Origin of the sequence: Amycolatopsis thailandensis, from assembly GCF_042723255.1 — a bacterium.
In the GTDB taxonomy this organism is placed as follows: domain Bacteria; phylum Actinomycetota; class Actinomycetes; order Mycobacteriales; family Pseudonocardiaceae; genus Amycolatopsis; species Amycolatopsis thailandensis.
The window spans coordinates 1-25,781 of the sequence record NZ_JBHXJK010000101.1 but is presented as its reverse complement, the minus strand read 5'-3'; the positions used below and the strand labels follow the sequence as shown (position 1 = coordinate 25,781).

General features: G+C 68.9%; 16 protein-coding genes. 4 read left to right on the top strand and 12 right to left on the bottom strand.

The window, feature by feature from the left end; translation table 11 throughout:
- Positions 1–7: 7 nt before the first annotated feature.
- The 9 genes from ACFWMR_RS31175 to ACFWMR_RS31135 all read right to left on the bottom strand — a co-directional run bounded on the left by ACFWMR_RS31175 (position 8) and on the right by ACFWMR_RS31135 (position 17,508).
- Complete coding sequence (locus tag ACFWMR_RS31175) at positions 8–1,264, bottom strand: TIR domain-containing protein (protein ID WP_378380962.1); 1,257 nt, start codon at positions 1,262–1,264, stop codon at positions 8–10.
- On the bottom strand, positions 1,261–2,133 hold the full coding sequence (locus ACFWMR_RS31170) for a DUF4231 domain-containing protein (protein ID WP_378380961.1): 873 nt from the start codon (positions 2,131–2,133) through the stop codon (positions 1,261–1,263). Before ACFWMR_RS31170 ends, ACFWMR_RS31175 begins: the two co-directional genes overlap by 4 nt.
- Positions 2,126–3,748, bottom strand: a complete 1,623-nt coding sequence (locus ACFWMR_RS31165) for a hypothetical protein (RefSeq protein ID WP_378380960.1) — start codon at positions 3,746–3,748, stop codon at positions 2,126–2,128. The genes ACFWMR_RS31170 and ACFWMR_RS31165 overlap by 8 nt, the downstream gene beginning before the upstream one ends.
- Positions 3,732–4,823, bottom strand: a complete 1,092-nt coding sequence (locus ACFWMR_RS31160; RefSeq protein ID WP_378380959.1) for a hypothetical protein — start codon at positions 4,821–4,823, stop codon at positions 3,732–3,734. The genes ACFWMR_RS31165 and ACFWMR_RS31160 overlap by 17 nt, the downstream gene beginning before the upstream one ends.
- Positions 4,820–5,827 carry a hypothetical protein gene (locus ACFWMR_RS31155; protein ID WP_378380958.1) on the bottom strand — a complete coding sequence of 336 codons (1,008 nt, stop codon included), beginning with the start codon at positions 5,825–5,827 and terminating at the stop codon, positions 4,820–4,822. Before ACFWMR_RS31155 ends, ACFWMR_RS31160 begins: the two co-directional genes overlap by 4 nt.
- On the bottom strand, positions 5,824–8,040 hold the full coding sequence (locus ACFWMR_RS31150; RefSeq protein ID WP_378380957.1) for a hypothetical protein: 2,217 nt from the start codon (positions 8,038–8,040) through the stop codon (positions 5,824–5,826). Before ACFWMR_RS31150 ends, ACFWMR_RS31155 begins: the two co-directional genes overlap by 4 nt.
- Positions 8,037–11,159, bottom strand: a complete 3,123-nt coding sequence (locus ACFWMR_RS31145) for a tubulin-like doman-containing protein (protein ID WP_378380956.1) — start codon at positions 11,157–11,159, stop codon at positions 8,037–8,039. Before ACFWMR_RS31145 ends, ACFWMR_RS31150 begins: the two co-directional genes overlap by 4 nt.
- A gap of 28 nt (positions 11,160–11,187) precedes the next feature.
- Positions 11,188–13,386, bottom strand: coding sequence for a vWA domain-containing protein (locus ACFWMR_RS31140; protein WP_378380955.1), 2,199 nt, complete (start codon positions 13,384–13,386; stop codon positions 11,188–11,190).
- A 540-nt stretch (positions 13,387–13,926) separates the two neighbouring features.
- The gene (locus ACFWMR_RS31135) at positions 13,927–17,508 is read right to left on the bottom strand and encodes a discoidin domain-containing protein (protein WP_378380953.1); all 3,582 of its coding nucleotides are present in this window, start codon (positions 17,506–17,508) and stop codon (positions 13,927–13,929) included.
- 257 nt (positions 17,509–17,765) lie between these two features.
- On the opposite strand from ACFWMR_RS31135, the gene ACFWMR_RS31130 reads away from it, so the two are divergent.
- Together ACFWMR_RS31130 and ACFWMR_RS31125 are read left to right on the top strand one after the other, a co-directional pair.
- Positions 17,766–19,652: a GTP-binding protein gene (locus ACFWMR_RS31130; protein WP_378380952.1), complete on the top strand. Its 1,887-nt coding sequence runs from the start codon at positions 17,766–17,768 to the stop codon at positions 19,650–19,652.
- A gap of 72 nt (positions 19,653–19,724) precedes the next feature.
- Positions 19,725–20,468 carry a GAF and ANTAR domain-containing protein gene (locus ACFWMR_RS31125; protein WP_378380951.1) on the top strand — a complete coding sequence of 248 codons (744 nt, stop codon included), beginning with the start codon at positions 19,725–19,727 and terminating at the stop codon, positions 20,466–20,468.
- Here the strand turns inward: ACFWMR_RS31125 and ACFWMR_RS31120 are convergent.
- Together ACFWMR_RS31120 and ACFWMR_RS31115 are read right to left on the bottom strand one after the other, a co-directional pair.
- Positions 20,465–21,604, bottom strand: a complete 1,140-nt coding sequence (locus tag ACFWMR_RS31120) for a Gfo/Idh/MocA family protein (RefSeq protein ID WP_378380950.1) — start codon at positions 21,602–21,604, stop codon at positions 20,465–20,467. The genes ACFWMR_RS31125 and ACFWMR_RS31120 overlap by 4 nt on opposite strands.
- A gap of 151 nt (positions 21,605–21,755) precedes the next feature.
- A complete protein-coding gene (locus ACFWMR_RS31115; protein ID WP_093939166.1) occupies positions 21,756–22,118 on the bottom strand; it encodes a MerR family transcriptional regulator in 363 nt (120 codons plus the stop codon).
- A 64-nt stretch (positions 22,119–22,182) separates the two neighbouring features.
- On the opposite strand from ACFWMR_RS31115, the gene ACFWMR_RS31110 reads away from it, so the two are divergent.
- Complete coding sequence (locus tag ACFWMR_RS31110; RefSeq protein WP_378380949.1) at positions 22,183–23,409, top strand: MFS transporter; 1,227 nt, start codon at positions 22,183–22,185, stop codon at positions 23,407–23,409.
- On the opposite strand, the gene ACFWMR_RS31105 is transcribed toward ACFWMR_RS31110, so the two are convergent.
- Entirely contained in the window at positions 23,330–24,226 is an 897-nt protein-coding gene (locus ACFWMR_RS31105; RefSeq protein WP_093939164.1) for a LysR family transcriptional regulator, read from the bottom strand. The two genes, ACFWMR_RS31110 and ACFWMR_RS31105, sit on opposite strands and share 80 nt — an antisense overlap.
- A gap of 86 nt (positions 24,227–24,312) precedes the next feature.
- Between ACFWMR_RS31105 and ACFWMR_RS31100 the strand changes: the two genes are divergently transcribed.
- Entirely contained in the window at positions 24,313–25,641 is a 1,329-nt protein-coding gene (locus tag ACFWMR_RS31100; RefSeq protein WP_378275841.1) for an aspartate aminotransferase family protein, read from the top strand.
- Positions 25,642–25,781: the final 140 nt, after the last annotated feature.

Genomic DNA, 25,781 nt, shown 5'->3' with positions numbered 1-25,781 from the left:
GATCCCCTCAAACGGCTTGGGCGAGTCTTTTCAGGTCTCTCCGGAAGTCCCTGGCGTTGCTGATCTCCGCCTGACTGATCCGGCCGATTTCCTCCACGTCCTGCGCTTTGACCTCCCGGCCGGTTTCGGCGAGCAACAGAATCCCCACTCCGGGAAGATCGGCTCGAAGCCGCCGGGCCGCCTCGATCACGACGGATACCCGTAACTGCGCGAGCGCCAGTACCAGGATGAACCTCCGGTCACCACTCAGCGGGATTTCCCGCGAGAACTGGGTCCAATTCGCCCGTCCGGCGAGCTCGGCGACCTCGTTCCGCATGCGCTGCAGCAGTTCTTCCACCGCGTTTTCCCCGGTGTTGATGGTCGCCGACCCGAACAGGACACTGTCCCTGGTGGTACGGAACTGAGTGGCCACCATCAAATGGTCTTTGGCCAGTTCTTCGTCTTCGTCCGGCAGAATCAGCACGCCATTGAAACTCCCGAGCTCGGCCGGTCCCGGAACCGTGCGGCGGGCCACCTCCGTGTCCACCCAGCTCGGCATCAGGTACTTGAGCATCATGCCGAAGCTCTGCCTGTCCCGCGCGGCCCTGCTGATCTGCTCGATCGCGTTCGCGACCTGACGGCTGCCGCGAGCGGCCAGGAAAAGCGTCGCCAGCAGATACTCGGTCGCCACGACCGGGACTTTCACGGCAGGCCTCAAGATCGCCGCCGCGCCCTGCAGAGCGGCCCGGTCGCATCGCGTGCCCGACAAGCTGACCCCGACGAGCTTCACCCATTCCCGCACCATCTCCGTCGGGAGCGGCGGCAGTACGGCGAATTGCGCGACCGTCCGATCGATCAGCCACCGCGATTCTTCTTCCACCGGCCGCGTGCCCGGGAATTCGACGCGGACACACTGATCCGCCTCGATATCGTTGATCCCCGCCTTTTTGATGTCCTGCATTCTGATCGATCCGATGAGCACCGGGACCACGAACAGCGGTGGTTCTTCGAACTGGCGGTTCATCGCCACGGCCACTTCGTCCTTCACCCGCGAGGACTTCAGCGCGTTTTCGTCGAAGAGGAATACGATGGCCTGGCACTGCCTCAACTCCATCTGAACGCGGCGCTTCCACTTTTCGGCGGCGTCGATCTTCTTGTCGACGAAGACCTCATAGTCCTTTTCCAGCCTGCGGCACAGTTCATCGCGGATGTACGCCGCTTGCGTTGGCCCCCCGTGCTCGTCGGTCCGGCCGGTGGAGCTGTGGCTGATGAAGATCTTGATCAAGGAGCGCCTGCCTTCCCCTCCGTGGTCCACTGGGCGAACCACGCCTTGTTCTGTGTGGCGAGCACCCGTTCGCATTCGAGCACGACGTCACCGGCCCGGCCTTCGTGCCAGCGGGCGCGCAACGCCTCCAGCTCGTCCGCCGTGCGGTCGTAGGCCATCGTGTGGGACTCGAAATGCGCGGCCGCCGCGTGGGTCGCGACCGCCGTCGCGGCGGTGGTGAAAACCCCGATCCACGCGGACGCCCAGTGCGTCACGGGCACCGCCGCGGCGGCGGCGAACACGCCGGCCACGGCGGCCAGGACGTACTGCGCGATCCGGTAGCGACCTGCCTTGCGCCCCTGTTCGAAACTTGCGCCTCGGTAGTACTTCAGCTGCCCGCCGAGCCGGACGTCCACATAGGACTGGGCGTTGGTGACGGCAGGCAATGACCGTGGCTTGCCCGGGATCGGGACCGCGCTCACCAGCAGGTGAAGGCGGGAATGGCCCGTCATGAGCACTTCCAGCCGCTCGTCCAGAACAGCGAGCCGGTCGTCACGCTCGTAAGGCCGCGCCCGTGCCAGGCAACCGAAGATCTCGGCCTTCAGCTCTTCGGAGATCGCCCGCAGCCGCGCCGCGTCCTCCACCCGTGACGTCCCCGCCTGCGCCGCCACCCAGGGGCTCAGCCCGATGGTCAGCACGGCGACGACGGCCGCCCACCAGCCGTCGTCGCCGAACCAGCCGGAGCCGACTCCGGCGACGGCACCGGCGAGTACCAATACCAGCGCCGAAAGCCGCCACCGCCGAAGAGTCTTCTTGGCCTTGTCCGCGGCGATCGACCACCGCCGCTGCCATTGCCAGGCGACCGCCAAGGTGCCGCTGGGATCAGCCACCGTTGAGCACCCCCACCAGCAGTCCGATCAAGAAGACGAGAACCAGCGCCAGTACGACGACGATGCGGTTCTCCAGCAGCGGCTTCCCGCCCGGAAAACCACTCGCCCAGCCGGTCACCCTGGTGCCCCGGCGCTGGTGTCCGCGGGCCGGGGCATGGCCCGCGGGGTCCGGGCAGAAGTGCGACACCCATTCGGGTTCCGCCATCAGCACCCCCCGATCGCGGATCGACCGCAGCCCGAACGCGGTGAGCAACAGGTTCGCCTTTCCCGAGAGACGGGCCTGAAACAGGAGCTCGCTGGCCAGACGGGGCGAAGTTTCGCGCCTGCCCACGAGTTCGCTGAGCTCGATCAGCGCCGGAAGGTCGTCGGAGCGCAGATCCTGCAGCTTCGCGCCGTAGCACTGCGCGACGATCACGGGATAGAGGCGCTCGGAGTGCTGTCCCAGCTCGTCGAGCCGTCGATCGAGGAACGCCCGTGAGAGGAACTCGGTGCGGATCCACCGCCGTTCGCCGCCCTGGGGGGCGGGTCCCAGCTGTGCGAACCGGTCGACCACCTCCCGGACGTCGCGAGCGGACCGGGCCGACGTGAGCCGGTTCGTCAGCCGCCGATGTTCCGACTCCGCGGGCTGGGCCTGCACCCTTTCCGGTGGGACGGTCGCGCCCGCGGTCTGCTGGGGCGACTCGACGGCCGGGGGCTTCGGGGTGGGTTGCGGCAGGACGGGCAACAGTGACAGTGGATCCGAATAGGACTGACGCAGCAGGTTCAACCGCCTGGCGTACGAGGGTTCCTGGGTGATCCCCAAAGCCTTGAGCCCGGCGGCGACCGCGGGATGCCCTTCGCTGAAGTATTGATCCACCAGCCGCCTGGCCGCTTCGGCCTCCCAGTCCCGCGCCGCTCCGTCCCGCCGGGCGAGATCGACCAGCAGCCCGGCCTTCAGCATGGTCTGGGGTTCGTAGACGGGCAGGAAGAAGATCTCCGCCGCCTCTTTGCAGGAAGCGGTCACCTCGCGCTCATAGCCGGAGAACGTCCACTCGTGCTTCCGATCCGAACCGTCGAACAGCGGGCGCAGCACCTGCATCAGCCCTTGGATCAACGGGATCGGGTCCTCCTCGACGGCACCGGTCACGGTCAGCTGGGGCGACGGCGCCCGCAACATGGCCGCCACCAACTCGGTCAGGATCGCCTTGTCCAACGGATCGATGCGCCGGTCTTGCGGCAAATTCCCGCCGCCGAGGAGATACACCTCGGTGTCGTCGAGGATCTTGTCGACCCAGCCGGTCCAGTCCTTGAGCGCGACCGCCCGATCCGGGAAGAGCACCTCGGAGGAACCGACGAGGGCGTGAGCGACGTTCCGGGCGGCCGTCCGGCCGCTGTCGGCCCGGCGCAACACCGCCCTGTCCCGCCTACCCTGACCGAAGCCGAAATACGACAGACTCGTGTCCGGAACGGGAACGCCGCTGAACGATTCGATCCGTACCAAGGGCAGGAGACGGCTTTCCCAGATACTCGACTGGTGCGCACTGGTGATCGACGTCCGCATCAACTCGACGCCGTCGGGGCCCGGCCCGAACACCATCTGGTGCACCACGTCCGCTTCGTCAGCTGGTCTGGACATGCCAGGAGCCCACCTTTCTCGCTTCGGGTCCGGTGAGCACTCCCGTCATCGCCAGGAGCGCGAGCAGCGGCCGCAGGACGCGCATCGGCCGTACTCCCCGCACGAACCTCCGGTCGACGGATTCGGCGCCGGTCGCCGAGGCGAAATGCAACGTGCACCGGGTGAAGCTCTGGAACGGCGCGAGCGATGAAACCGCGCCGTTCTGGTGCAGGAAACCGAAGACGTCGCGGCTCTCCTCCAGCATCGACTCCGCGTTCAGCTCCTCGTCGTCGGAACGCCGGATCCACCGGTCGACCGGTGGCACGTAGCGCAGCCTGTCGGACTTGTTGAGCACCACGCTCGCCGGAACCCGGTCCGTCAGTCCGAGGTCCTCCAACCTGCTGACCACCCGTTTGAACGCGAGGTTGACCCGTTGGCCGTCATCGGGCTCCTCGTGGCGGATGCCGAGCGCGTGCTCCGGGGTGTCCACGAACAGCAACGCGTCCACCCCGATGAGGAACCGCGCCGCCCGGCCTCGGTCGCCTTCACGGAGGAAGTCTTCCCCGGAGACATCGAAGAAGGTGATCGGTGTGGTGCCCGTCGCCGAGGTCAGGGTCAGGACGTTGACGAATCCGCTCAACCCGTGCCTCGTACCCTCGAGCTCCTCGTCACGCTGCAAGCGGTTGAGATGCTCCGTGCGGAAACGACGGTCCAGCAACAGATCCATCGCCCGCACCGTCAACCCGGTCGCGGCGTGCAGTCCGCCCCGCTCCAGCTCCGAGATCATCGATGTGAGCAGATGCGTCTTCCCGCTGCCGGATCGGCCGGCCAGGCCGATCACCAGCGGCGGGCCGTAGTCCAGATAGGACGCCGGGAGATGATGGGAATCGGTGTCCTGCGAGGGATTGGGACAACGCTGGTAGCAATTGCGGCGGATGTCGTTGCGCTTGACCGGATCGTTCACCTCGGTCAGATCGACGGCCTCGTAGACCCCGGCCTCGCCGGTCGGGATCCACAGCTCGTCCTCCTGCCAGACGAACCGGTCGAGACAGACCGGGCACCGGATCGTTTCCGGCTCGCTGGACGACACGCTCATCCGATCACCCCCAACGCGTAGCCGACCGCGACCACGACGACCACGGCCACCACGCCGGCGACCATGTAGAGCGTTCTCAGCCGGGTGGACGGGCTCTCCCCGGCGTGGGCCGGTTCGCCGGACCGTCCTCTTCGCTTGCCGTCGAGGACCTCGTCGAAGCGCTGTCGCGAGGCCGCGAACTCCCTCGCCGCGCCGTCGGGACGAGGGGGGACGTGATCGCTCTCGCCCAGCCTGGCCAGCAGATCCGATGCCGTCGGACGCGCGGCCGGGTCAGGGTGGAACACCGAGGACAACAGTTCGGCGAGCGCCGGGCCGAAGCGCGCCGCGTCCGGGGCCGGCCCGGGATCGCCGCCGGTGACCACCTCCATGAGAACGGCACCCGCGGACCAGACGTCGTCGCGCGGCGACGCCGTTCCCCGCACCGCGCGCTGGTCCGGCGGGCACGATCGGCTCACCCGGTTGCGGACTCGTGGCTCCCCCGCCAGCACAGCGTGTTCGAAGGACGTGACCTGGATCCCGCCCGAACCGCGCCACACCGCGTCGAGGCTGAGCCCGCCGTGCACCAGCTTGGCCGCTTCGATCAGGCGCAACGCCCGGAAGAAGCCGACTTCGAAGGCGTGCTGGTCACCGGTGAGCAGATTTCCGGCCTGAGCTCGCACCGGGGCGCCGGGCGTATGTTCCAGCAGCACGAACGGGTCTTCGCGGTCGATGTCGTAACCCACCATTTTGGACAGTTCGGCCGGATACGCCGTCTCCGAGAACCGGCGCAACAACCTGGCTCCCGCCCGGATCTCACGGTCCAGAAGGGCGTACAGCTCCGGATCCGCCCGGCCCGCTTCGCGGTGGACCGTCTTCTGGATCAGTCTCCCGCCGTCCGCCGTGGCGAGCACCCGCACCGAAAGTTCGGAGCGCACGACCTCGGCCGGACCGACTTCGCGGACTTCGATCTGCTGGAGGTGATACCGGAAGTCCCGGTATCGCAGCGTTTCCCAAGCTCCACTCACCCGACGACTTCTTCCTGCTCAGGCCAATACAACTCGATTTCCTCCCGCTGCAGGGGAACCAGGCGGAGGACTCCCGCCGAGACGGTGCCGGTCGTCCAGCACATGCCCTCCACCCCGGCGACGAGCGCACTTCCCGGCGCCACGTCTCGCGCGGTGATCCCCGGCCTGGCCAGATCGGGGGCGAACCGCACGACCTCGATCTCGGTTCCCACGCGCAGCAGCCGGGAAAGGTCGCGCCGGGCGCACAATTGCCGCATCTTCTCGTGGCCGGTACGCCGCGTCAGCTCCGCGATCTCCGGCATCATGCCGAGGATGTCGGAGATCAGCGCCTCCCGGTTCTCGTGCATCCGGCCGAACCCCGGCGGTTTCTGCACCCCGTTCTCGCTCAGGTGTGCCCGGTAGTCGCCGAACAGTTTCTGGGTCAGGACACCGGCTTCTCCGGCACGCCGAGGCTGCCGCGCGATCAACGATCCCCAGATCGGTTCCAGCACTTCCAGTCCGAGGTCGGCGAGGTCGTCGGTGATCGTCGGTGTCAGGAAACGGCTCCGCGGCGGCCGCTGTGCCTCGTCGTCGCCCGCCTCCTCCGCGATCGACCGCAGCATCCGCGCCACCTCGTCGAGGCCACCGGCGATCGTGCGGGCGGCGTCGGAAACGAACCGTCGCTCGTCGGCCTGCCGCCATTCTTCGCGGCCCAGTGTCTCCAGGATCTCGTCGAGGACGGCGGCCGCCCGCACCGCCTCTCCGACACCCGAAGCCTCCTGCCATCGGCGCACGCCACGGTTCCAGGAAGCCAGCAGGAGCACGGGCAAGGCGAGCAGGCAAGCCACCGTCAGCGGTGCGGTGATCTCGACAAGCGGGTCGAGGCCGGTCGAACGCGCGACCAGCACCCCCGCCGCCGCGACCGCGCCCTGCGCGGCCGCCGGGAGCAGGTCCGCGGGCCGGGGCCTGGTGGGACCCGAAAACGCCGCACGGACGACGAGCGCCGTCCAAACGACGGCCAGCACCGGCCCGGCGAGCCAGAAGGCGCCCGGCAGGAACGCGCCCGCCGCGGCCGCCAGTCCCACGAGCGGGAGCAACGCCGGGGACACCGTCCAGCGGGAAAGCGGGGCGGGTGCGGCCAGCCGCCGGGAAAGCGCGTCCGGATAGACCGCGTCCACCCTGGCCACCGCGCCGCCCGCCCCGCCGGGGGCGAACACCGTCGCCCGCGAACGCAGGTCCGTAGCCAGATCCGTCAGCGAGCGGCCGTCGCGCAGTTCGCCGACGACCATCGTCCTCAGCCTCGCGGTGGTCTCGGACGGCTCGAACCGTTCCACGGGTGCGAAACCGCGTTCGGCGAGCCCGGTGGCGGCCAGGGTCCCGGTCCGGGCCCCGGCGTCCAGCACCGCTCCGGTGTCGCGGATCAGGCTCGCGAACCTGTCGAGACTCCGGCCGAAAGCGGTGATCCGGTCCCGGCCCTGAGCCGCCGCGCGACCGAACAACCCGGCCGGGCCTTCGAAGCGCCGGACCGCGGCTTCGGCCCTGCCGCCCGCGTCGGCGACGGCCCGGCGGGCGTGGTCGAACTCCGAGTCCGCGACGATCGACGAGCCGGTCTGGACGGGGCCGGCTTCCCGGGACATCCGCAGCGTCGGTTCGACCGGCGCCCCGGACGGACCGGTGAGCTGCGAAACCACCTGCCACACCGCGGAAGTCACTTCCGCCGGTTCCAGCGATCCCGAAACGCGTTCGACTCCTGGACTGGCCGTGGCGTCGGGGATGTTGTGGGCTCGTTTCACCACTTCGTCGAACACGTCGGCGACGCTGAGCACGTCCACCAGCTCGTCGAGGCCGGAGCCGTCGAGCCGCTCCGCGTCATGGTGCGCGCGCCCCTGATCAGGGCTCCACCAGACGCCTTGGCGATCACCGACCCACAGCACCGCGGCCCGCTCCTGCGCCAGCTGATTCGGCAGTCTCAGTACGCGCCCCGGCGGCGTCTCGTCCCCGGATCCGACCACCACGCAGATCACGCTGTGCAGCGCGTAGAGGTGCTGGAAGTTCGCGAAGTTCCCGCCGAGCGAGCCGGCCTCGTCGATGATCACCACCCGCATGGCCGAACCGCCGGGGTTGTCCCGCGTCATGCGCAACCACGCCGCGCACACCTGGGGATCGGTGACGAGATCCAGTACCAGCACCCCGTCGGCGTGCTCGAGCCGCCGATCGGTCTTCGGCGCGGTCATCGGTCCAACCACCGTTCGAGATCCATCAGGTTGCTTTGGACCGGCGCGGCGACCCCGCGAAAGGGGAGTTCGAGGGCCGACGGGAAGATCTCCTCCCAGAAGGTCCTGAGCTGGTTCACCCGGCCCGCGCTGGCCGTCCCCAGCCCGCTCAGCGCCGCGGACAGCCCCGCCCGCTGGTTGAAGGCGACCTTGACGACGGTGCGGTAAAGGTCGGAAGGCGGGTTCGGTGTCTCTTCCACCTTGTGCGGCAACGAATCCATCAGACGTGCGCTCAAGTCGCGCCGGATCCCCTCGTCGTCGGTCAGGGTCCACTCTTCGTAGGCGCCGAGCACACTGGCCCACGAGGACATCCGGTAGTACTCGACCAGGCCCAACCGCATCGAGACCTCGCCGGGACCACCGAGCCGCACAATCACCGCTGACGGCGACTCCGGGTCGCCGTCCACCTCGACCTGGCCGTTCCACAGCGCGCACAGGAGCCTGTGCAGGATCAGTGTCCGGTGCTCCGCGGTGGTGGCCAGATAGCTGTAGTCGAAGCCGGTCCGCTGCCGCCAGCGCAGGAAGTCCTGGTCCTGGGGACGTCGTTGCGAGTCGGACCAGGTGCGCATGACCTCGCGCAGTTCGGGTACCTCGGTGACACTCATCGAGGTGCGGAAAAGGACGACACTGAGCGATTCCGCGCTCGTCGGGCGGAACTCGACCAGGGTGTCGGCACCGGATTCGACGTTCACCTCCTGGCGCAGGAACTTCTCCAGCTCCGGGCTCTGGCTGTCGGCGGGATAGGTGTAGAGCACCTTCATCGGGCCCGCTCCCGGCGGGGAGAAACCGCCGGGCACCAGGCCCGCCACCTTCTGCCGGAACTGGGTGAGGTCGTCCTCGCCGACCGCGGAGACGTCGGATCCGGCCGCGGCCTTGAGCAGATCCTGCAGGGCGGGCAGCAGCGGACGGCTGTCCGAATCCCGATGCCGGAACAGGGCCTCCACCTCGCGTTTGATCTGATCGCGAACCACGTTGACGGCTCGCTGCGGCCCGTCCTGCTGGGCGTACCGGTAGGCCTTGCGCCAGCCCTCCTCACCGAGGACCTCGCTGACCAGGTCACCCACCGAAGCGGTGGGGCGCAGCCTGCCCTGTGCCACGTACAGCTCAACGAATCGCCGTCGCACCGCCTGGTAGAACGGTTCGAGATCACCGCCCTGCGGCGGCAGGAGGTAGGAGACGCCGACCCGTTGCCGGTACAGCTCCCTCGCGCGGCCGGTGAACCGCGAACGGTCCAGCCGGGCGTGGTCGAGGAACGCCTCCACCACCGCCCGCAGATCGTCGCCCGCTTTCCGCAGCGTCCGCTCCCAGCGCACCGTCTGCTCGTTCCAAGCGGTGTGCCAGTTCAGCCGGGCCCGCCAGCGGTACCAGGAGTTCTGCCGGTCGAGGGCGGCACGGACCGGTGCGTCACCCCATTTCACCCTGCTGAGCAAGCGATTGCGGATCTCCGACGGTTGCGGTGGGGCGAGGGTCAGTCCCTCGGGTGCCGCCGGGGCGCCCCGTCTGCCTTCCAGCAGCCGGGCGAAGCCGCGCTGGTCGGTGACGGCGGCCAGCGCCGGATGGCCCGCGAAGACCCGGTGCGCGCGGAACAGGTCGACCTCCGCGAGCAGCAGGTCGATCGCGCGGACCGGGTCGAAGTCCTGGGCGAGCTTGGGCACCCGCTGGACGAGCTGCTGCTCCAGCCCGTTCAGCGCCGCTTCCATCCGGCCTGCCCTGGTGCTCAGTGCCGCGAGCACGGCGTCCGCGCCGGAGACCGCCGATGGCTCGACGAATTCCAGCGGCGAGCGGGAGCGTAAAGCGTCCACATTGGACCCGGTGAAGAAGTTCTCGATGGCTTCGCGGTTGCTCTCCGCCCGTCCCGGTGGCGGCTCGGCGAGCTCGATCGCGGCCTCGGCGAGCAACCGGGAGCTGATCATTTCGGCGAGCTCGTCCACCGGGACGGTGAGTGAGGCCACCAGGCTCGTCGAAACACCGCGGTTGCCGATCCCGCTGGGGGACGGCAGTTCGCGTTCGGCCGCCCGGTTGACGAAGTCGTCGGCGAACGACTGGTACATCCGTTCCGTGCCGTGCCCGCCGGGAGTGCCCTCCGACGGTCCGGTGCCGATCAAGGAGAAGATCAGCGAGACCACCGACCGGTGCAGGTCCTCCCGTTCGACACCGGCGCTGCGGCTGAACAGGAACGCGGTCTGGACCGTGGACGCGCGCAGGCGCAGTTCCTCTCCCGTCGGGTACTTCACCGAAAGCACCCCGGCGAACCCGGTGTCGTTCACCTCAGTACCGGCGGCCTGCGAGTTCTGGTCGTCGACCAGCCGGAAGAGGTCGAGCAGCGCCCGTCCCGCGTTGAGCCGGGCGGGACGGCCACCGCCCAGCCCTTCGGTGAACGCGGAAGGCATCAGCACGAGCGGGTAGATCCGGGCGCGGTATCCCGCGCGCGCCAGCACATCCCCGACGAGGTGGAGGTAGTCGTAGAAGATGCCGCTGCCGGTGCCGCCCGCCACCGAGAAGGCCACGAAGACGTCGCACGATTTGCGCAGCCTGCCGCCGAGTTGGGTGAGCTCGGGGGCGGAGTTGTTGATCGCGCCGATCGCCTGATGGATCGAGGCCTGCACCGGGCCGAGCCCCAGCCGCAGCGTCTCGAACAACGCAGCCCGGCCGATCGTGGGGAACTGTCCCGCGCCCTTGGCCAGCGGGCCGACGCGGGGTTCACCTTCGGCGGGCGGCAGCCAGCCCACCGCGTCACCCGCGTTGAGCCGCAGGCTGCGGGCGACTTCGGGGTAGGTGTCCTGGTAGGGCACCAGTTCACGCACCAGCTGGAGCGTGCGCTCGGCGGCCTTCAGATGTTCCTCACCGGGGACCACCCGCCTTTGCAGCCTGGTGAACTCGTCCTCGCTCAAGTCCGCGTAGACGAACTGGAGACACGACGGCAGCTGATAGGGCAGGAATGCCTTGCCGCCCATCAGTTCCTGGAGATCGGTGCCGTCCGGTCCGCAGAGCTCGCTGCGGAGCCGCCGTTCCAGTTCCGCCCCGATCAAGCAGCCCGTGCCGCCGAGCCCGATGAACAACATCGGCTGGTAGATCTTCATTTCCGCCCTCCCTGTCCGCCGGCCCCGGTCACAGCAGGTCGTCCTCGCCCGCGTAGGTATCCACAGCGGCCCGGCGAGACTGGTCGGCCACCGGGACGACGGCGGTCGACGGTTCGCTCGACGGTGCCCGCTCCTGGCGAGCCTGCTTCGCCACTGGTTCGGCGTGCCGCTGATCGTGGAAGGTCAAGGTCCGGTCCGGCCCGATGTCCACCGGCTCGTCGCGGCGTAGCTCGATCAGCTCGCCCTCGGGCGTCCGCAGGATGACCCCACCGCCACCGCGGCGCAGTTCGTAGGCGCCCGGATCCGCGGCCGTGGCGGGGTTGATGAGCACGGCGCCGTCCTGCTCGCGGACCACGAAGCGGAAGACCGCGTTCGGTTCGTTCGGCGCCGCCAGGAAGAACGGCTTGCCGCCCGCGGACACGTGCACGGTCAGCCCTCGGACGTCACGGCCTCGGTTCCGTGCGCGCACACGCAGCAGCAGGTAGATCAGCGCGCCCGCCAGCAGCACGGAAAGCGTGATCCACAGCCACATCAGCCGTTGCAGGAGCGTCGGCGGATAGGAGACCGCGACCGTGAACTGGCTCGCGGCGAGCACCAGGGCCGGGTTCGCGTCATCGACCAGCTGCACCGTGCCGGAGTTGATCCCGACCACGGTCTTCTCCGCGAACGTCAGCGAGAAGTCGAACTCGTTCTTGCTGGAGGGCGGCAGGTCGAAGACCGGGGGCGAGACCGCGGTGACGGTGTCCGGCCCGGTCTCGGCGACGACCAGCCGGACCTTCGCGGGTTGCGCGGTGTCATTGGTGACGTTCACCTTCCCGGCGAGGTTTCCGCCCGGCGGGACGAACGGTGCCTCCGGCGCCGCCAGCACGATCTGCGCCCGTACCTGGGGCACCCCGCCCGCCACGACACCGCTTTGCGAACGTTCGTCGCCCTGGATCCCGACCCCGGACACCCCGCCGGTGAACGTCAGCGTTCCGGAAGCCGTCGCCGGAATCTTCACTTTGCCGAGGTACAACCCGTCCCCGGCGGCGAGATCGGGCTTCTTCCCGTCGTCGGCGAGCGGCACCGCGATCGGCTCGAAACCCTGGCCCGACAACCGCGCGCCGAAGGTGAGGCCGCTCAGCGAGGCCGGATCGGCGATGACGTTCTTGCGGGTCTGCAACCGCACGCCGAGCACGACGTCCTGGCCCGGCGACGGTGCGGGCGGATCGACCGACAGCACCGCCCTCGCCGCGCCCTGCCACAGCACCGTGGTGCCGACGGTCTGCGCGGAGACGGTGTCGGGGGCGGTGATCCTGATGGTCCACCTGCCCGGGACCGGGTCGACGATGCGCAACGCCTCGACCGGCCCGGACCCGCCGCTCACCTGGAAGGTCGAGTCACCCAGTTTGCCGGACTTCGGCACCGGCGTGCCCGCCGGGTCGACGTACTCGAGGGTGATGGCCGGGTCGCGGCGGAAGACGACGATCGAACCGTCGGTGGCGATCACCGGAACGTCCACCGTCGCCTCGACCTGGCTGCCGGGCTTGACCGGTGTCTCCTTGACCACGCCTCCGCCCGCGCACCGGCTGGAACCGTAGGCCTTCGTCACCGCGCGCACCACGGCCGCCGCGCCGTCCACGATGGTGGCCTCCGGCTTCGGCGAGTTCTGCCCGCAGGTTCGCTGCGAGCCACCTGCCGCGAATCCGTTGAGCTGCGCCGAATCCAGCTGCTGGCCGAAGCCGAGCGGCCAGATCTGCACGTCGGCGGCGGCTGCTCTCCCCAGCTGCCTGCGCACTTCTTCCTGAGCGGCGAGATTGCGGCGGTCGCCGACGTTGTCCTTGCCGTAGACAGGGCTGTCGCTGACGTCGAGCTTGCCGTCGGTGAGCAGGAAGACGAGCTTGGCCTCGCCCTTCGGGGCGGGCTCCAGGTTGCTCAGCGCCTGGCTGAGCGCGCTCGCGTGATCGGTCCCGTCGTCCTGGTCCTTCGGGCGCTTGCGCAATTTCTGCAGGCAGTTCGCCAGCGAGTCCTGGTCCTGCGGCGTGGCCACCTTGGTCACCGGGCAGACCGGGTCGACCGCCGCGTTGCCCTCGCCGTTGTCACTGGCGAAGCCGACGACGGAGACCGTGGACGCCGGCGCGAACTCGCCGAGCGCGATCAGCGACGCGGCTTCCTTTTCGCTGCTCATCGCGGCGTCGTCGATACTGCCCGACTCGTCGACGAGGACGACCACATGAACAGGACGCACAGCCGGATCCGGCCCGGCGGGCTGCTGTGCGGCTGCCTCCGACAAGATCAGGTGCGAAAGGCCCAAAAGCGCGCAGACCAGCAAGGACAACGAACGAACTAAATGCGATGCGCGGCCTGAACGGGCACATGTCGTAAGCACCAAAGCTGATCCCCGCCCCACTGGTCGTAGTGCGTCGAAACTCGTCGCGACACTCTGTCGCAGACCCGACGGCGTAACACTCTTTTTCGCATCCACTGGCGACTTCCGTTCGTCCGAGCAGATGCACGCTATATACGCCGGACGAAGGAATCCTGTTACCGCCGCCGTCGCCGACCACCCATTCGGCCTATGGCCGTAACAAACCCGCAAATCGTCCGAGCAATCGAGTAAGACAAAGAATCAAGAACCGAAGAAAGTAACAAACCGACAATGTCGAACCAATCGATAATTTCATTCCGCACCAGACGGACCCGGCGGGAATTTCGATTTTCTCCGAACCTAAAGAAACCTCACGTCTTCGACGTGAGGTTTCTTTAGGTTCGGAGTGGGACTGCCGGCTCAGTTGCGGGTGAGGGTGAAGGTGCTCGTCGTGTTCCGGACGTCCTGGGCGTTGTCGCTCAGCGTGAGGCCGGTGAACGTCGCCGAGCCGACGGCCGGGCCCTGACCCGGCTCCGGCAGCTCGTTGACCCAGATCCCGATGCCCGACTTCGCGTCGAACTCGTCACCGCTGCGGTGCGCGCCGGTGATCGACACGTTCGTGAGCACCGTGTCCTCGACCGGGTTTTCCGGACGGCCGCCGGTGTACTTGGTCTGGAACATGATGCCGCTGTAGGTCGGGCTCTGGATGTCCACATCGGACACCCGTAGACCTCGGAACTCCTTGGACGCGGAGAACATCCAGAGCGCGGGGAACGTCTGCTGCCCCCAGAAGTGACCGCCGGCGCGGACCAGCGAGACGTTCTGGACTGTCGTCGGTTGCGGGCCGAACCCGAGGAACGGGTACCCGAAGTCGAGCGAGCTGACCGTGATCCCCGAGTACGTCAGCGTGTCCGCGATGTACAGGTTCCGGAAGGTGTTGCCGTACCCGCCATAGATCGCCAGACCGGCCGCACGCCACGGCAGCAGTACGGTCAGGTTCTCGAACACGTTGTCGTACTGGTTGCCCTGGTTGAGATCCGTGGCGGCGAACAGCGCGAAACTGTCGTCGCCGGTCGAGCGGGCCTCGTTGTTGGTGACCCGGTTCCCCGTGCTGCCGTTGGTGAAGTTGACGCCGTCGGCGAACGTGTCGCGGATCCGCGAGTTCTTCACCGTGGTGTTGTCCACATTGGTCGCCCAGAGCAGGCACATCTGGTGCTCCACCCAGATGTCGTCGATGGTCATGTTCGAGACGTTCGTGAAGTTGAAGACCTTCCCCGGCCCGTCGTTGCGGGAGGTGTAGTTCCCGAACACGGCGAACCCGCCGAACGTCGAACCGCTCGCGCTCGCCTGCGCGTCGAAGCCGATGTCGGTGTTCTCCTGCCCGGCGGGCGCGGTGAACTTCGTGAACCACGGCCCGGCGCCGAGCACGGTGACCGGCTTGCCGTACACGGTGACCTTGTTCGTCATCGGGTACTGCCCCGGCGGCAGGAAGACACCGGTGAGGTTCGGGTCCTGGCGGACCTTGTCCAGCGCGGTCTGCACGTCCTGCTGCGTGAATCCGGCCGGGACGGCGAAGCGCGCCGGATCGGGGTTCGCGGTCGCGGTGGCCAGCTCGAAGTTCACGAAGTCGATCGCGTAGTTCAGGCCGTTGCCCGAGTCCTTCTGCAGCTTGATCTTGTGCCCGGCGGGCACGGTGGTGCCGAGCAGCATGCTCGCCTCGTCGTAGACATGGCGGGCCGGACCCGCGCCCGGTGAGTTCTGCGGCGAGGCTTCGGGGCCGTAGAGCCAGGCGTGGCGCGAAGTCAGGTCGATGGCCTTGAGGAACGTGCCGTCGACGTAGACGTTCAGCGTCGAGTTCTGCCCGCCACCGCCCGCGGCGTCCGGCATCGAGAACCGGGTCACCAGGGTGTTCGTCGCCGCGCGGGTGGTGAATTCGACCGAAGAGCCGGTCGAGTTCAGTGTGACGGCCTTGCGGCCCGACGCCTCGCCCGCGAGATCACCGATCTTCCGGTTCGGCCCGATCACGGACGCGCCGCCCGCGACCACGCCGTCCTCGGCCTCGTACAGGTCGTAGGGCATGTTCGCGCCGCGGCCGACGAACAACGCTTGTGCGCTCGTGTTGTTGACCTGCTTGGCGGGCAGTTCGTTGGTGTCGTTCGCGACGACCGTCTTCACCGTGTAGCGACCGTTCCCGGCGGTCCAGGTGCCGACGGTCACCGGCGGCGCGGTGGCCCCGGCGGCGATCGTGCCGGTGTACGCGCCGCTGAGCGTCTTGACGACGGCGCCGTTCTGATCGGCGATCGTCACCGTGACGCCGTGGGCGCCGCCCGCCGAAGCGACCGTGCCCTGATTGCGCACCGTCGCGGAGAAGGTCACCGTGTCACCCGCCGTCGGGTTGTTCGGCGACCACGCGGTGGCCACGACGAGGTCGGAGCTGGCCACCGGGCTGACGACGAGCGCCGTCGCACCGGTGTAGGAGTTGTTGCCCTCGTCCTGCTCGATGACGACGTTGGCTTCGTCGACTTTCGCGGTGATCTGGTGGCTGCCCGCCTCCCGGGCGCCGATGTCCGCCGACACGGTCGCCGACGCTCCGGCCGCGAGCGCGCCGACCTGGGCGGTACCTGCCTTCGTCGTGCCCAGGTAGAGGTTCACGTTCGTCGCGCCCGAGGCCGCGCTCCCGGCGTTGCGGACGGTCGCCGACACGGTGATCGCGTCGGTCTCCACCGGGTTCCGCGGCGACCAGGACACACCCGAGACAGTCAGGTCGGGGTTCGGCGCGGGGACGCCGAAGACCTGGAATTCCGCGGCCTGACCGCCGGGGGCACCGGAATTGGCGGTGATCCGCAGGCGGACGTCGGCGGCGCGGCCGCTGACCGGGATCGTCACGGTGTTGCCGCTCGAAGGAGTGAAGGTGTACGTCTTCGCGGGCGCCAGCGTGGTGAACGCCGTCGCGCCCTGGTCACGTCCTTCGACGGCGATCGTCTGCGTCCGCTGTCCCCAGGCCGGATCCGGATTGAGCTTGATCACGACCCTGTCCAGTTCGGCGTCGGATCCGAGCGCCACGGTCAGCAGGTCCGGGTACGCCGCGCCCTCCCAATAGGTGGTCACGGAATCGTCGTTCGCGTTGGCCGCGACGTAGGTGTGCTGGACCGAAGACGCCGTGATCTGCTTGCCCAGCGCGAGATTCGTCCCGGCCTGGGTCCCTGTCCGGGTCACCGTGCCACTGCTCGGTGATTGATTGCCGGCCGCGTCGCGGGCACGTACGGAGTAGGCGACGGTCGCGCTTTCGGGCTGGTCGTCGGTGTAGGTCAGGACGTCCCCGGCGACGCTTCCGCGAAGCTGCCCGTTGGCGTAGACGTCATAGCCCGCGACGCCGGTGTTGTCGGTCGACGCCGACCAGCTGAGCCGGATCTTTCCGCTCGACGGTTCGGTGTAGGCGAGGTTCCCCGGCGCGGACGGCGGCTGCGTGTCCCCGCCCGCCGGGCCGTGCACCTCGAACTCCGAGAGCTGAGCGGCGGGCCAGCCGGTGTTGGCGGTGATGTTCAGCCGCACGAAACGGGTGTTCCCGGTGACGTCGAGGGCGACCGTGTTGCCGGTCGCCGGGTCGAACCGGTAGCCGGCCGACGGTACGAGGTCGCTGAAGCTCGTGCCGTTCGCGCTGCCCTGCACCGAGAACGTCTGGGTGCGGGCTTCCCAGCCGGAAGGCAGTTCGAGCACGAGCCGGGCGATGTTCGTGGCCGCGCCGAGATCGGCCTGGACCCACTGCGGGAACTGGTTGTTCGCGCTTTCCCAGTAGGTGGCCTGGTCGCCGTCCCCGACGTTGGACACGGCGTAACCGGCCAGCTGACTGCCGGCGGTGTACGTCGCGTCGGCGGCTTCGACGGCGGCGGTCACGGAGGCGGCTGGGGCAGGGGTCTCGCTCGCCGCGATGGCGGGCGGGGCCAGAAGGAGGGACAAGACGGCGTACGTCATCGCGCGCGACAGAAGGCGCTTCGTTCTCATGACATTCCTCTGCTCCGGTGCGGGGACTGAGCGGGATCTTCCTGACTCTTGTCATGTTCTTGCGCTGAAATGTCCAAGAATTACAGCCCATGGCGCGCGTCAAGTCAACGCCCGGCCTTAAATCGCGTGACCGGCCGGAAACCCGCTGCTAACGTCCGGGCGTTCAGGTGCTTCCCGAGAGAAGGAGAACGGCGTGCGCCGAGCTGTCGAGTTCCCCAGTCGTACGGACCTTTCGACAGCCCTGGAGCCGTTCATCCATGACGTACCTGAACATCGGGATCCTCGCCCATGTCGACGCCGGTAAGACGAGCCTGACGGAGCGCCTGCTCCATCACACCGGTGCCATCGGCACCCTCGGCCGCGTCGACGCCGGGGACACCCGCACCGACACGATGGAGCTGGAACGCCGTCGCGGCATCACCATCCGCTCGGCCGTCGTGTCCTTCCGCATCGGCGACCTGCGCGTCAACCTGATCGACACCCCGGGCCACCCGGACTTCATCGCCGAGGTCGAGCGCGCGCTGCGGGTGCTCGACGGTGTCGTCCTCGTCGTTTCCGCCGTCGAGGGGGTGCAGGCGCAGACCCGCGTGCTCATGCGCGCGCTCGCGCGGCTGCGGATCCCCGTGCTGATCTTCGCCAACAAGATCGACAGGGCGGGCGCCCGCGACGACGACCTGCTCGCGGATCTCACCGAACGCCTCGGTGTCGTGTGCGTGCCGATGTCGGAAGTCGACGGCCTCGGCACGGCGGACGCGAAGGTCAGTCCGCGCGCGGTCTCGCCGTCACCCGGATTGGCCGAACACCTCGCCGAGCACAGCGACGCCTTCCTCACCGCGTACCTCGAAGACACGGTGACACCCGAGGACTATCGGGCCGAGGTCGTCCGCCAGACCCGGCTCGGCGTCGTCTCGCCCGTCTTCTTCGGCTCCGCGCGCAGCGGCGAGGGGATCGGCGACCTGACCTCCGGCATGCGCGAATTCCTTTCCGGAGCGGGAAAACTCGCGCCGGACGACCGTCTGCGTGCCTCGGTGTTCAAGATCGAACGCGGCCGCGGGCACGAGAAGATCGCTTACCTCCGCGTGTTCTCCGGCGGGATCGGCGCGCGGGATCACGTCGAGTTCCACCGCCGCGGCCCGGGCGGGACGATCACGGCGGAGGCGAAAGTGAGCGCGGTGCGCGTCTTCGAACTCGGCGACGACACCGTCGAGGGCCGCGCGCGGGCCGGGCAGATCGCCAAGGTCACCGGGCTCAAGGAGATCCGGATCGGCGACCGCGTCGGTGTCCCCGACACCGAGGGCGCCGCCACCCAGTTCCCGCCGCCCGCCTTGGAAACCGTGGTCACCCCCGCCCGGCCCGCGGAAACGGCGTCCGTGTTCGCGGCCCTGCAGGAACTGGCGGAACAGGATCCGCTGATCACCGTCCGGCAGGACGACGAAACCCGGCAGATCTCGGTGCGGCTCTACGGCGAGGTCCAGAAGGAGATCATCGCGGAAACCCTGTCCGCGCAACACGGTCTCGACGTCGGGTTCAGCCTCACCCGGCCGGTCTGCGTCGAACGGCCGACCGGCACCGGGGCCTCGGTCTGGTTCATCACGGAGAAGCGGAATCCGCACTTCGCGACGCTCGGGCTGCGGGTCGGTCCCGGCACGCGGGGCTCCGGGCTGACCTTCGGCCTCGAGGTCGAACTCGGTTCACTCCCGCTCGCCTTCCACAAGGCCATCGAGGAGACCGTGGACGCGACGCTGCGGCGGGGCCCGTCCGGCCGTGAGGTGATCGACTGCATGGTGACCGTGACCCACACCGGCTACTTCAGCCCGGTCAGCGCGGCGGGCGACTTCCGCAAGGTCACCCCGCTCGTGCTGGCGGAAGCGCTGCGGGAAGCCGGGACAGAGGTGCTCGAACCGGTCAGCCACATCGAGGTGGAACTGCCGGCCGACGCGGTGACCGCGACGCTCTCCAAGCTGGTCGAATGCGGTGGAACCGTCACCGGCTCGGTGGCGCGCGGCGACCGGGCCGAGCTGACGGGCGCCCTGCCCACGGGCGAGGTCACCCGGTTCGAGCGGCAACTGCCCGGGCTCACTCGCGGTGAAGGCTTGATGACCGCCGAGCCGGCCGGGTACCAGCCGGTTGGTCCGAATCGGTGAATGCCCCGCCAGCCGGAACGAGTACGTTTTGGGGAGGCGGCCCGACCGGGACGGCCGTGGGAAAGGGACACGATGGATCAGTTTCGCGACACCGCGTCGGCGTTGCGTGAGCTCACGGAGTCGATGCGGCTCGACGAGCCCCGCGACGAGTTGCTGGAACGGGTGGCGAAGAAGGTAGTCGGGCTGCTGCCCGGCGCGGACGCGGCCACGGTCACGTTGTACTCCGACAACGAGCCGAGCACCGTCGCCGCCACCGACGAGTCCCTGCTTCCCTTGGACAAGGCGCAGTACAGCGCGGACGAGGGGCCCTGTCTGAAGGCCGCCGAGAGCGGGACGATCGTCCGGACCCGGCTGGACGTCGACGCGGCCGATCGCTGGCCGGAGTTCGCGGCCGCCGCCGAACAGCTCGGCGTGCGGACCGCGCTGGCCTGTCCCCTGTTCGTCCCCGACGACTCCCACGTCAGGCGGCGTGATTCCGAACCGCTGTCCGGCGCGCTCAACGTCTGGAGCTTCCAGGCGAACGCCTTCGACCCGGTCGAGGCGGCCCTCGTCGCGATGTTCACCTCGGCTATCTCGGCGATAATCCTGACCGCGTCCCGCTGGGCCGCCGCCGAACGGCAGGCGGAGACCCTGGTCGCCGCGTTGGAGACCAGGGACGCCATCGCCACCGCGAAGGGAATCGTGATGGCGCGTCTGGAGCTGAACGCCGAGGAAGCCTTCCGCTGGCTCACCGAGGCGTCGCAGCACACGAACCGCAAGATCCGGGAGATCTCGGTGCTGATCGCCGAGGACCCGGGAACGGTTTTCGGCCGCTAGCCCAGCGAGATCCGGCGGTTCTCGCGTGAGGACTCGAGGCCGGCTTCCGCGAGCCGGATGCCCCGCACCCCTGCCATGAAGTCGTAGGGGTGCGGCGCGTCGTCGGCGACGTGGCGGATGAACTGCTCCCATTGCGCCCGGAAGCCGTTGCCGAAGTCCTCGTTGTCCGGCACTTCCTGCCACTGCGCGCGGTAGGAGCGCGTCTCGGCCAGATCCGGGTTCCACACCGGCTTCGGCGTGGCCTCTCGCGGCTGGATGACGCATTTGTGCAGGCCCGCGACCGCGCTGCCCTTGGTGCCGTCGACCTGGAACTCCACCAGTTCGTCGCGGTGGACCCGCACGCACCAGGACGAGTTGAGCTGGGCGATGACCCCGCCTTCGAGCTCGAAGATCGCGTACGCGGAGTCGTCGGCCGTGGCGGCGTACCGCTCGCCCTTCTCGTCGACGCGCTCCGGGATGTGCGTGACGGCCTTCGCGGTCACGGCGTTGACGGCGCCGAAGAGGTTCTCCAGCACGTAGTTCCAGTGACAGAACATGTCGACGACGATGCCGCCGCCGTCTTCCGCGCGGTAGTTCCAGCTGGGGCGCTGCGCGGCCTGCCAGTCGCCCTCGAAGACCCAGTACCCGAACTCGCCGCGCACGGAGAGGATCTGGCCGAAGAAGCCGCTGTCGATCAGCCGCTTCAGCTTGAGCAGACCGGGCAGGTACAGCTTGTCGTGGACGACGCCGTTCTTGACCCCGGCGGCCTCCGCGTGCCGTGCCAGCGCGAGCGCGCCTTCGACCGACTCCGCGACCGGCTTCTCGGTGTAGATGTGCTTGCCCGCGTCGATGGCGCGGATGATCGACTTCTCCCGCACGGCGGTCAGCTGCGCGTCGAAGTAGAGCGGGAGGTCGTCGTCGCCGAGGGCGGCGTCGAGGTCGGTGGTCCAGCGGGTCAGCCCGTGCCGCGTGGCGATCTCTTCGAGCTTGTCCGCGTTGCGCCCCACCAGGACCGGCTCCAGCTGGACCCGCGATCCGTCGGACAGTTCGACCCCGCCCGCCTCCCTGATCGCCAGGACCGAGCGCACCAGGTGCTGCCGATAGCCCATCCGCCCGGTGACGCCGTTCATCACGACGCCGAGTTTCCGCGTGGTCATCCGTTCTCCTTTGAAAGCGCTTTCCTGACCACATCCTGAAAGCGCTTTCTCGTACTGTCAAGACCGGAGGCGGCTGAAGGGGACTTTCCCCACATGAGACGCGGCGAAGGGAGCTTTCCCCCCGTCGGATGCGGGGAAAGTCCCCTTCAGCTCAACGGCGGGCGCGGACGGCGTCGAGGTACTCGGTGATGGCGTCCCGGTTGCGGAGCAGGCATTCGGCACGCCTGGTCATGCGGTCGCGCTCCGCCTCCAGGGTTTCGAGCATCTCCCTGGTCGCGTCCGGGAAGTAGATCTGCCGGGGTTTGTCCAGGCACGGCAGGATCTGCTTGATGATCCGGGTCGGCAGCCCGGCGTCGAGCAGGCCGCGGACCTGGATCACCCTGTCGACCGACGGCTCGTCGTAGTCGCGGTAGCCGTTGGCCTGCCGTTGCGAGATAATGAGCCCCTGCTCTTCGTAGTACCGCAGCAGACGGCGTGACGTCCCCGTCCGCTCCGACAGCTCCCCGATCCGCATGTGCGCCACCTCACCCCGGCCGACTTGACCTTCACATGTATGTGATGGTTCGAGCATACGGATCATGACTCCGAAACTCCCCCTCGGCGCGCTGCTCGCGCTGACCACGGCGGCGTTCGTCACCGTCCTCACCGAAGCGCTGCCCGCGGGCGTGCTACCAGCGATGAGCGCCGGTCTCGGCGTCGGCGAAGCGGCGACGGGCCAGCTGGTGACGGTGTACGCGATCGGCACCGCCCTCACCGCGATCCCCCTGTCCGCCGCGACGGCGGGCTGGCGGCGCAAACGCTTGCTCCTGGCCGGGGTGGCCGGTTTCGCCGTCGCCAACACGGTCACGGCGCTGTCCACGAACTACCCGTTGACCCTCGGCGCGCGATTCGTCGCCGGGATCGCGGCCGGCGTGGTCTGGGCGCTGCTGACCGGCTACGCCCGGCGGCTGGCGCCGGAACCGGTACAGGGCAAGGCGATCGCCATCGTGATGACGGGTATCCCGCTGGCGCTCTCCCTCGGCATCCCCGCCGGGACCTTCCTGGGCGGCGTCTTCGGCTGGCAGGCGACGTTCGCGATCATGTCGGTGCTCGCGCTCGGCCTGCTCGGCTGGATCGCGCTGGCCGTCCCCGACTTCCCCGGGCAGGCCAAGGGCGGCAGGCTGCCGGTGCGCAAGACCCTCGCCGTGCCCGGCGTGGCCGCGGTCTTGTTCGTGACGCTGACCTTCGTCCTGGCGCACAACATCCTCTACACCTACATCGCCACTTTCCTCGAACACGTGTCGATGGGCGGCTCGGTCGACCGGATCCTGCTGGTGTTCGGTGTGGCGTCGATGGTCAGCATCTGGTTCGTCGGCGTGCTCATCGACCGGCGGCTGCGCGCGCTGACCGTCGCGGGCACCCTTCTCGTGGCGCTCGGGGCGACGCTCTTGGCTCTGCTGGGCGAAAATCCGGCGCTGGTCTACGTCGCGGTGACGCTGTGGGGGCTCGGCTGGGGCGGCGTCCCGACGCTGCTTCAGACCGCCGCCGCGCAGGCGGGCGACAAGGGCGGCGCGGCGGACATCGCGCAGGCCATGCTGGTCACCCTGTGGAACGCGGCGATGGCGGGCGGCGGGATCGCCGGCGGTGTCCTCCTCGACGGCTTCGGCGCCGAAGCGTTCCCCTGGAGCGTCCTGGTGCTGCTCGTGCCGACCCTGGCCGTGGTGCTGGTGGCGCGGCGGCACGGGTTCACAACGGCAGTTCGGGATGACTCCGGATCGCTTCGAGCACCAGGTCGACAGCGGCGCGAGGCGCGGACCCGCGCCTGATCGCGGCGGTGATGGAGCGGTCGACCGGCGTCGCGAGCTCGCGCGTGGCGACGCGGTAGCGCCTGTCGACGGCGAGGCCGGGCAGGAGCGCGATCGCGAGCCCGGCCTCGACGTGCTGCAAGGTCATCATGTAGTTGCTGAACCGCGCGACCACACGCGGCTCGAAGCCCGCTTCGCGGCAGAGCCTGGTCGCGAGGTTCGCCATGTACGACTGCGGGATGTCGAACGCCCAAGGCTCGCTCGCGTAGGCGGCGAGGTCGGCGGGGCCACGGCCGGCGGCCGGATGACCGGGCGGGACGACGAGCACGATCGGGTCGGTCGCGAGCGGCACGAGGTCGATGTCCGGCCCCAAGGGCTGTTCGACGAAGTCCGTGGTGGTGACGATGACGTCGGCGTCGCCGACCCGGAGCGCGGCCATGCTCACGTGCGGTTCGAGTTCGAGCAGTTCGATGTCCAGCTGCGGATGCGAACGGGCCAGCCGGGTCACCGCGGGGACGGCGATGGTGTGGATCGCGCTCTGGAACGCGCCGAGCCGGACGAGCCCCGCCGGCTCCTCGCCGAGACCGCGCAACTCGGCCTCGACGGTGTCCATGTGGTCGAGGATCGCCCGCGCGCGGCGGGCCAGCATCAGCCCGGCCGGGGTCAGCCGGACGCGGCGGCCGGTGCGTTCCAGCAGCTGCGTGCGGGTCTCGGCTTCGAGGACCGCGAGCTGCTGGGACACGCTCGACGCGCTCAGGTTGGCCGCTTTCGCGACCGCGCGGACGGTGCCGAGCGTGTCCAGCCTGCTCAGCAGGCTGAGCCTCCAAGGATTGAGCATGACGCCATTGTTGTACGGATCAGCCGAACAGCACAGCCGGAATTGTGAGATGGACGTGTCGCTCGGCTCCGTTTTACCGTCGGGACATGGCTGCTCCGACCACCGACCTGTCCACCGCCGACCGTTTCTGGGCCGACGCCGACCGGCACCTCGTGCGCTACGCCGGGGCCGGCGACTTCACCCGCGAGATCATCGACCACGCCGCCGGGAGCTACCTGTTCACCGAGTCCGGGCGGCGGATCCTCGACTTCACGTCCGGGCAGATGAGCGCGATCCTCGGGCATTCGCATCCCGAGATCGTCGAGACCGTCCGGCGCCAGATCGGCTCACTCGACCACCTGTTCAGCGGGATGCTGAGCCGTCCCGTCGTCGACCTCGCCCGGCGGCTGGCCGAGACTTTGCCGTCACCGCTGGAAAAGGCGTTGCTGCTGACCACCGGGGCCGAGTCGAACGAGGCCGCCATCCGGATGGCGAAGCTGGTGACGGGGAAGCACGAGATCGTGTCGTTCGCCCGGTCGTGGCACGGGATGACGCAAGCGGCGGCGAACGCGACCTACAGCGCGGGCCGCAAGGGCTACGGCCCGACCGCGCCGGGCAACTTCGCCATCCCCGCGCCGAATTCCTACCGGCCGGACTTCCTGACGCCGGAAGGGGAACTGGACTGGCGGCGTCAGCTGGACTTCGGGTTCGAGATGATCGACGCCCAGTCCGTCGGCAGCCTCGCGGCCTGCATCGTCGAGCCGATCCTCAGCTCCGGCGGGATCATCGAGCCGCCGGTGGGCTACTTCGCCGCCCTGCGGGAGAAGTGCCGCGAACGCGGGATGCTGCTGATCCTCGACGAGGCGCAGACCGGCTTGTGCCGCACGGGAAACTGGTACGCCTTCGAACGCGACGGCGTCGTCCCCGACATCCTGACGCTGTCCAAGACGCTCGGCGCCGGACTCCCGCTGGCGGCGGTGATCACGAGCGCGGAGATCGAGCAGGAGGCGCACGATCGCGGCTATCTGTTCTTCACCACGCACGTCGCGGACCCGTTGGTGGCGGCGGTCGGGAACACCGTGCTCGACGTCCTCACGCGCGACCGCCTCGACGAACGCGCGACCGGACTGGGCGCCTTCCTCCGCCGCGGCCTCGACGAGATCGCCGGCCGTCATCCCGTCGTCGGCGACATCCGCGGCCGGGGTCTGCTGGTCGGCGTGGAACTCGTCGCGGACCGCGCCACGAAACAGAGCTCGGACGAGCTGGGCGCGCGAGTCACGCGACGCTGTCTCGAACTGGGGCTGCACATGAACATCGTGCAGTTGCCGGGGATGGGCGGGGTCTTCCGGATCGCCCCGCCGCTGACGGCTACCGAGGACGAGCTGGCGGAAGGGCTGGCGGTGCTGGATCAAGCGATCGGGGACGCTGGTAAGTGAGTGGTAGGTGTAGTTAGAACGGCACCTACCACTAACGACCATCTGGACCGATCGGCTGGGCGAGGCCGGCGGGCCGTGTGCTCAGCTTCGTCTGACCCAAGTACATGAAGGCCCCCTTCCTTGCGCCCAGCGCAAGGAAG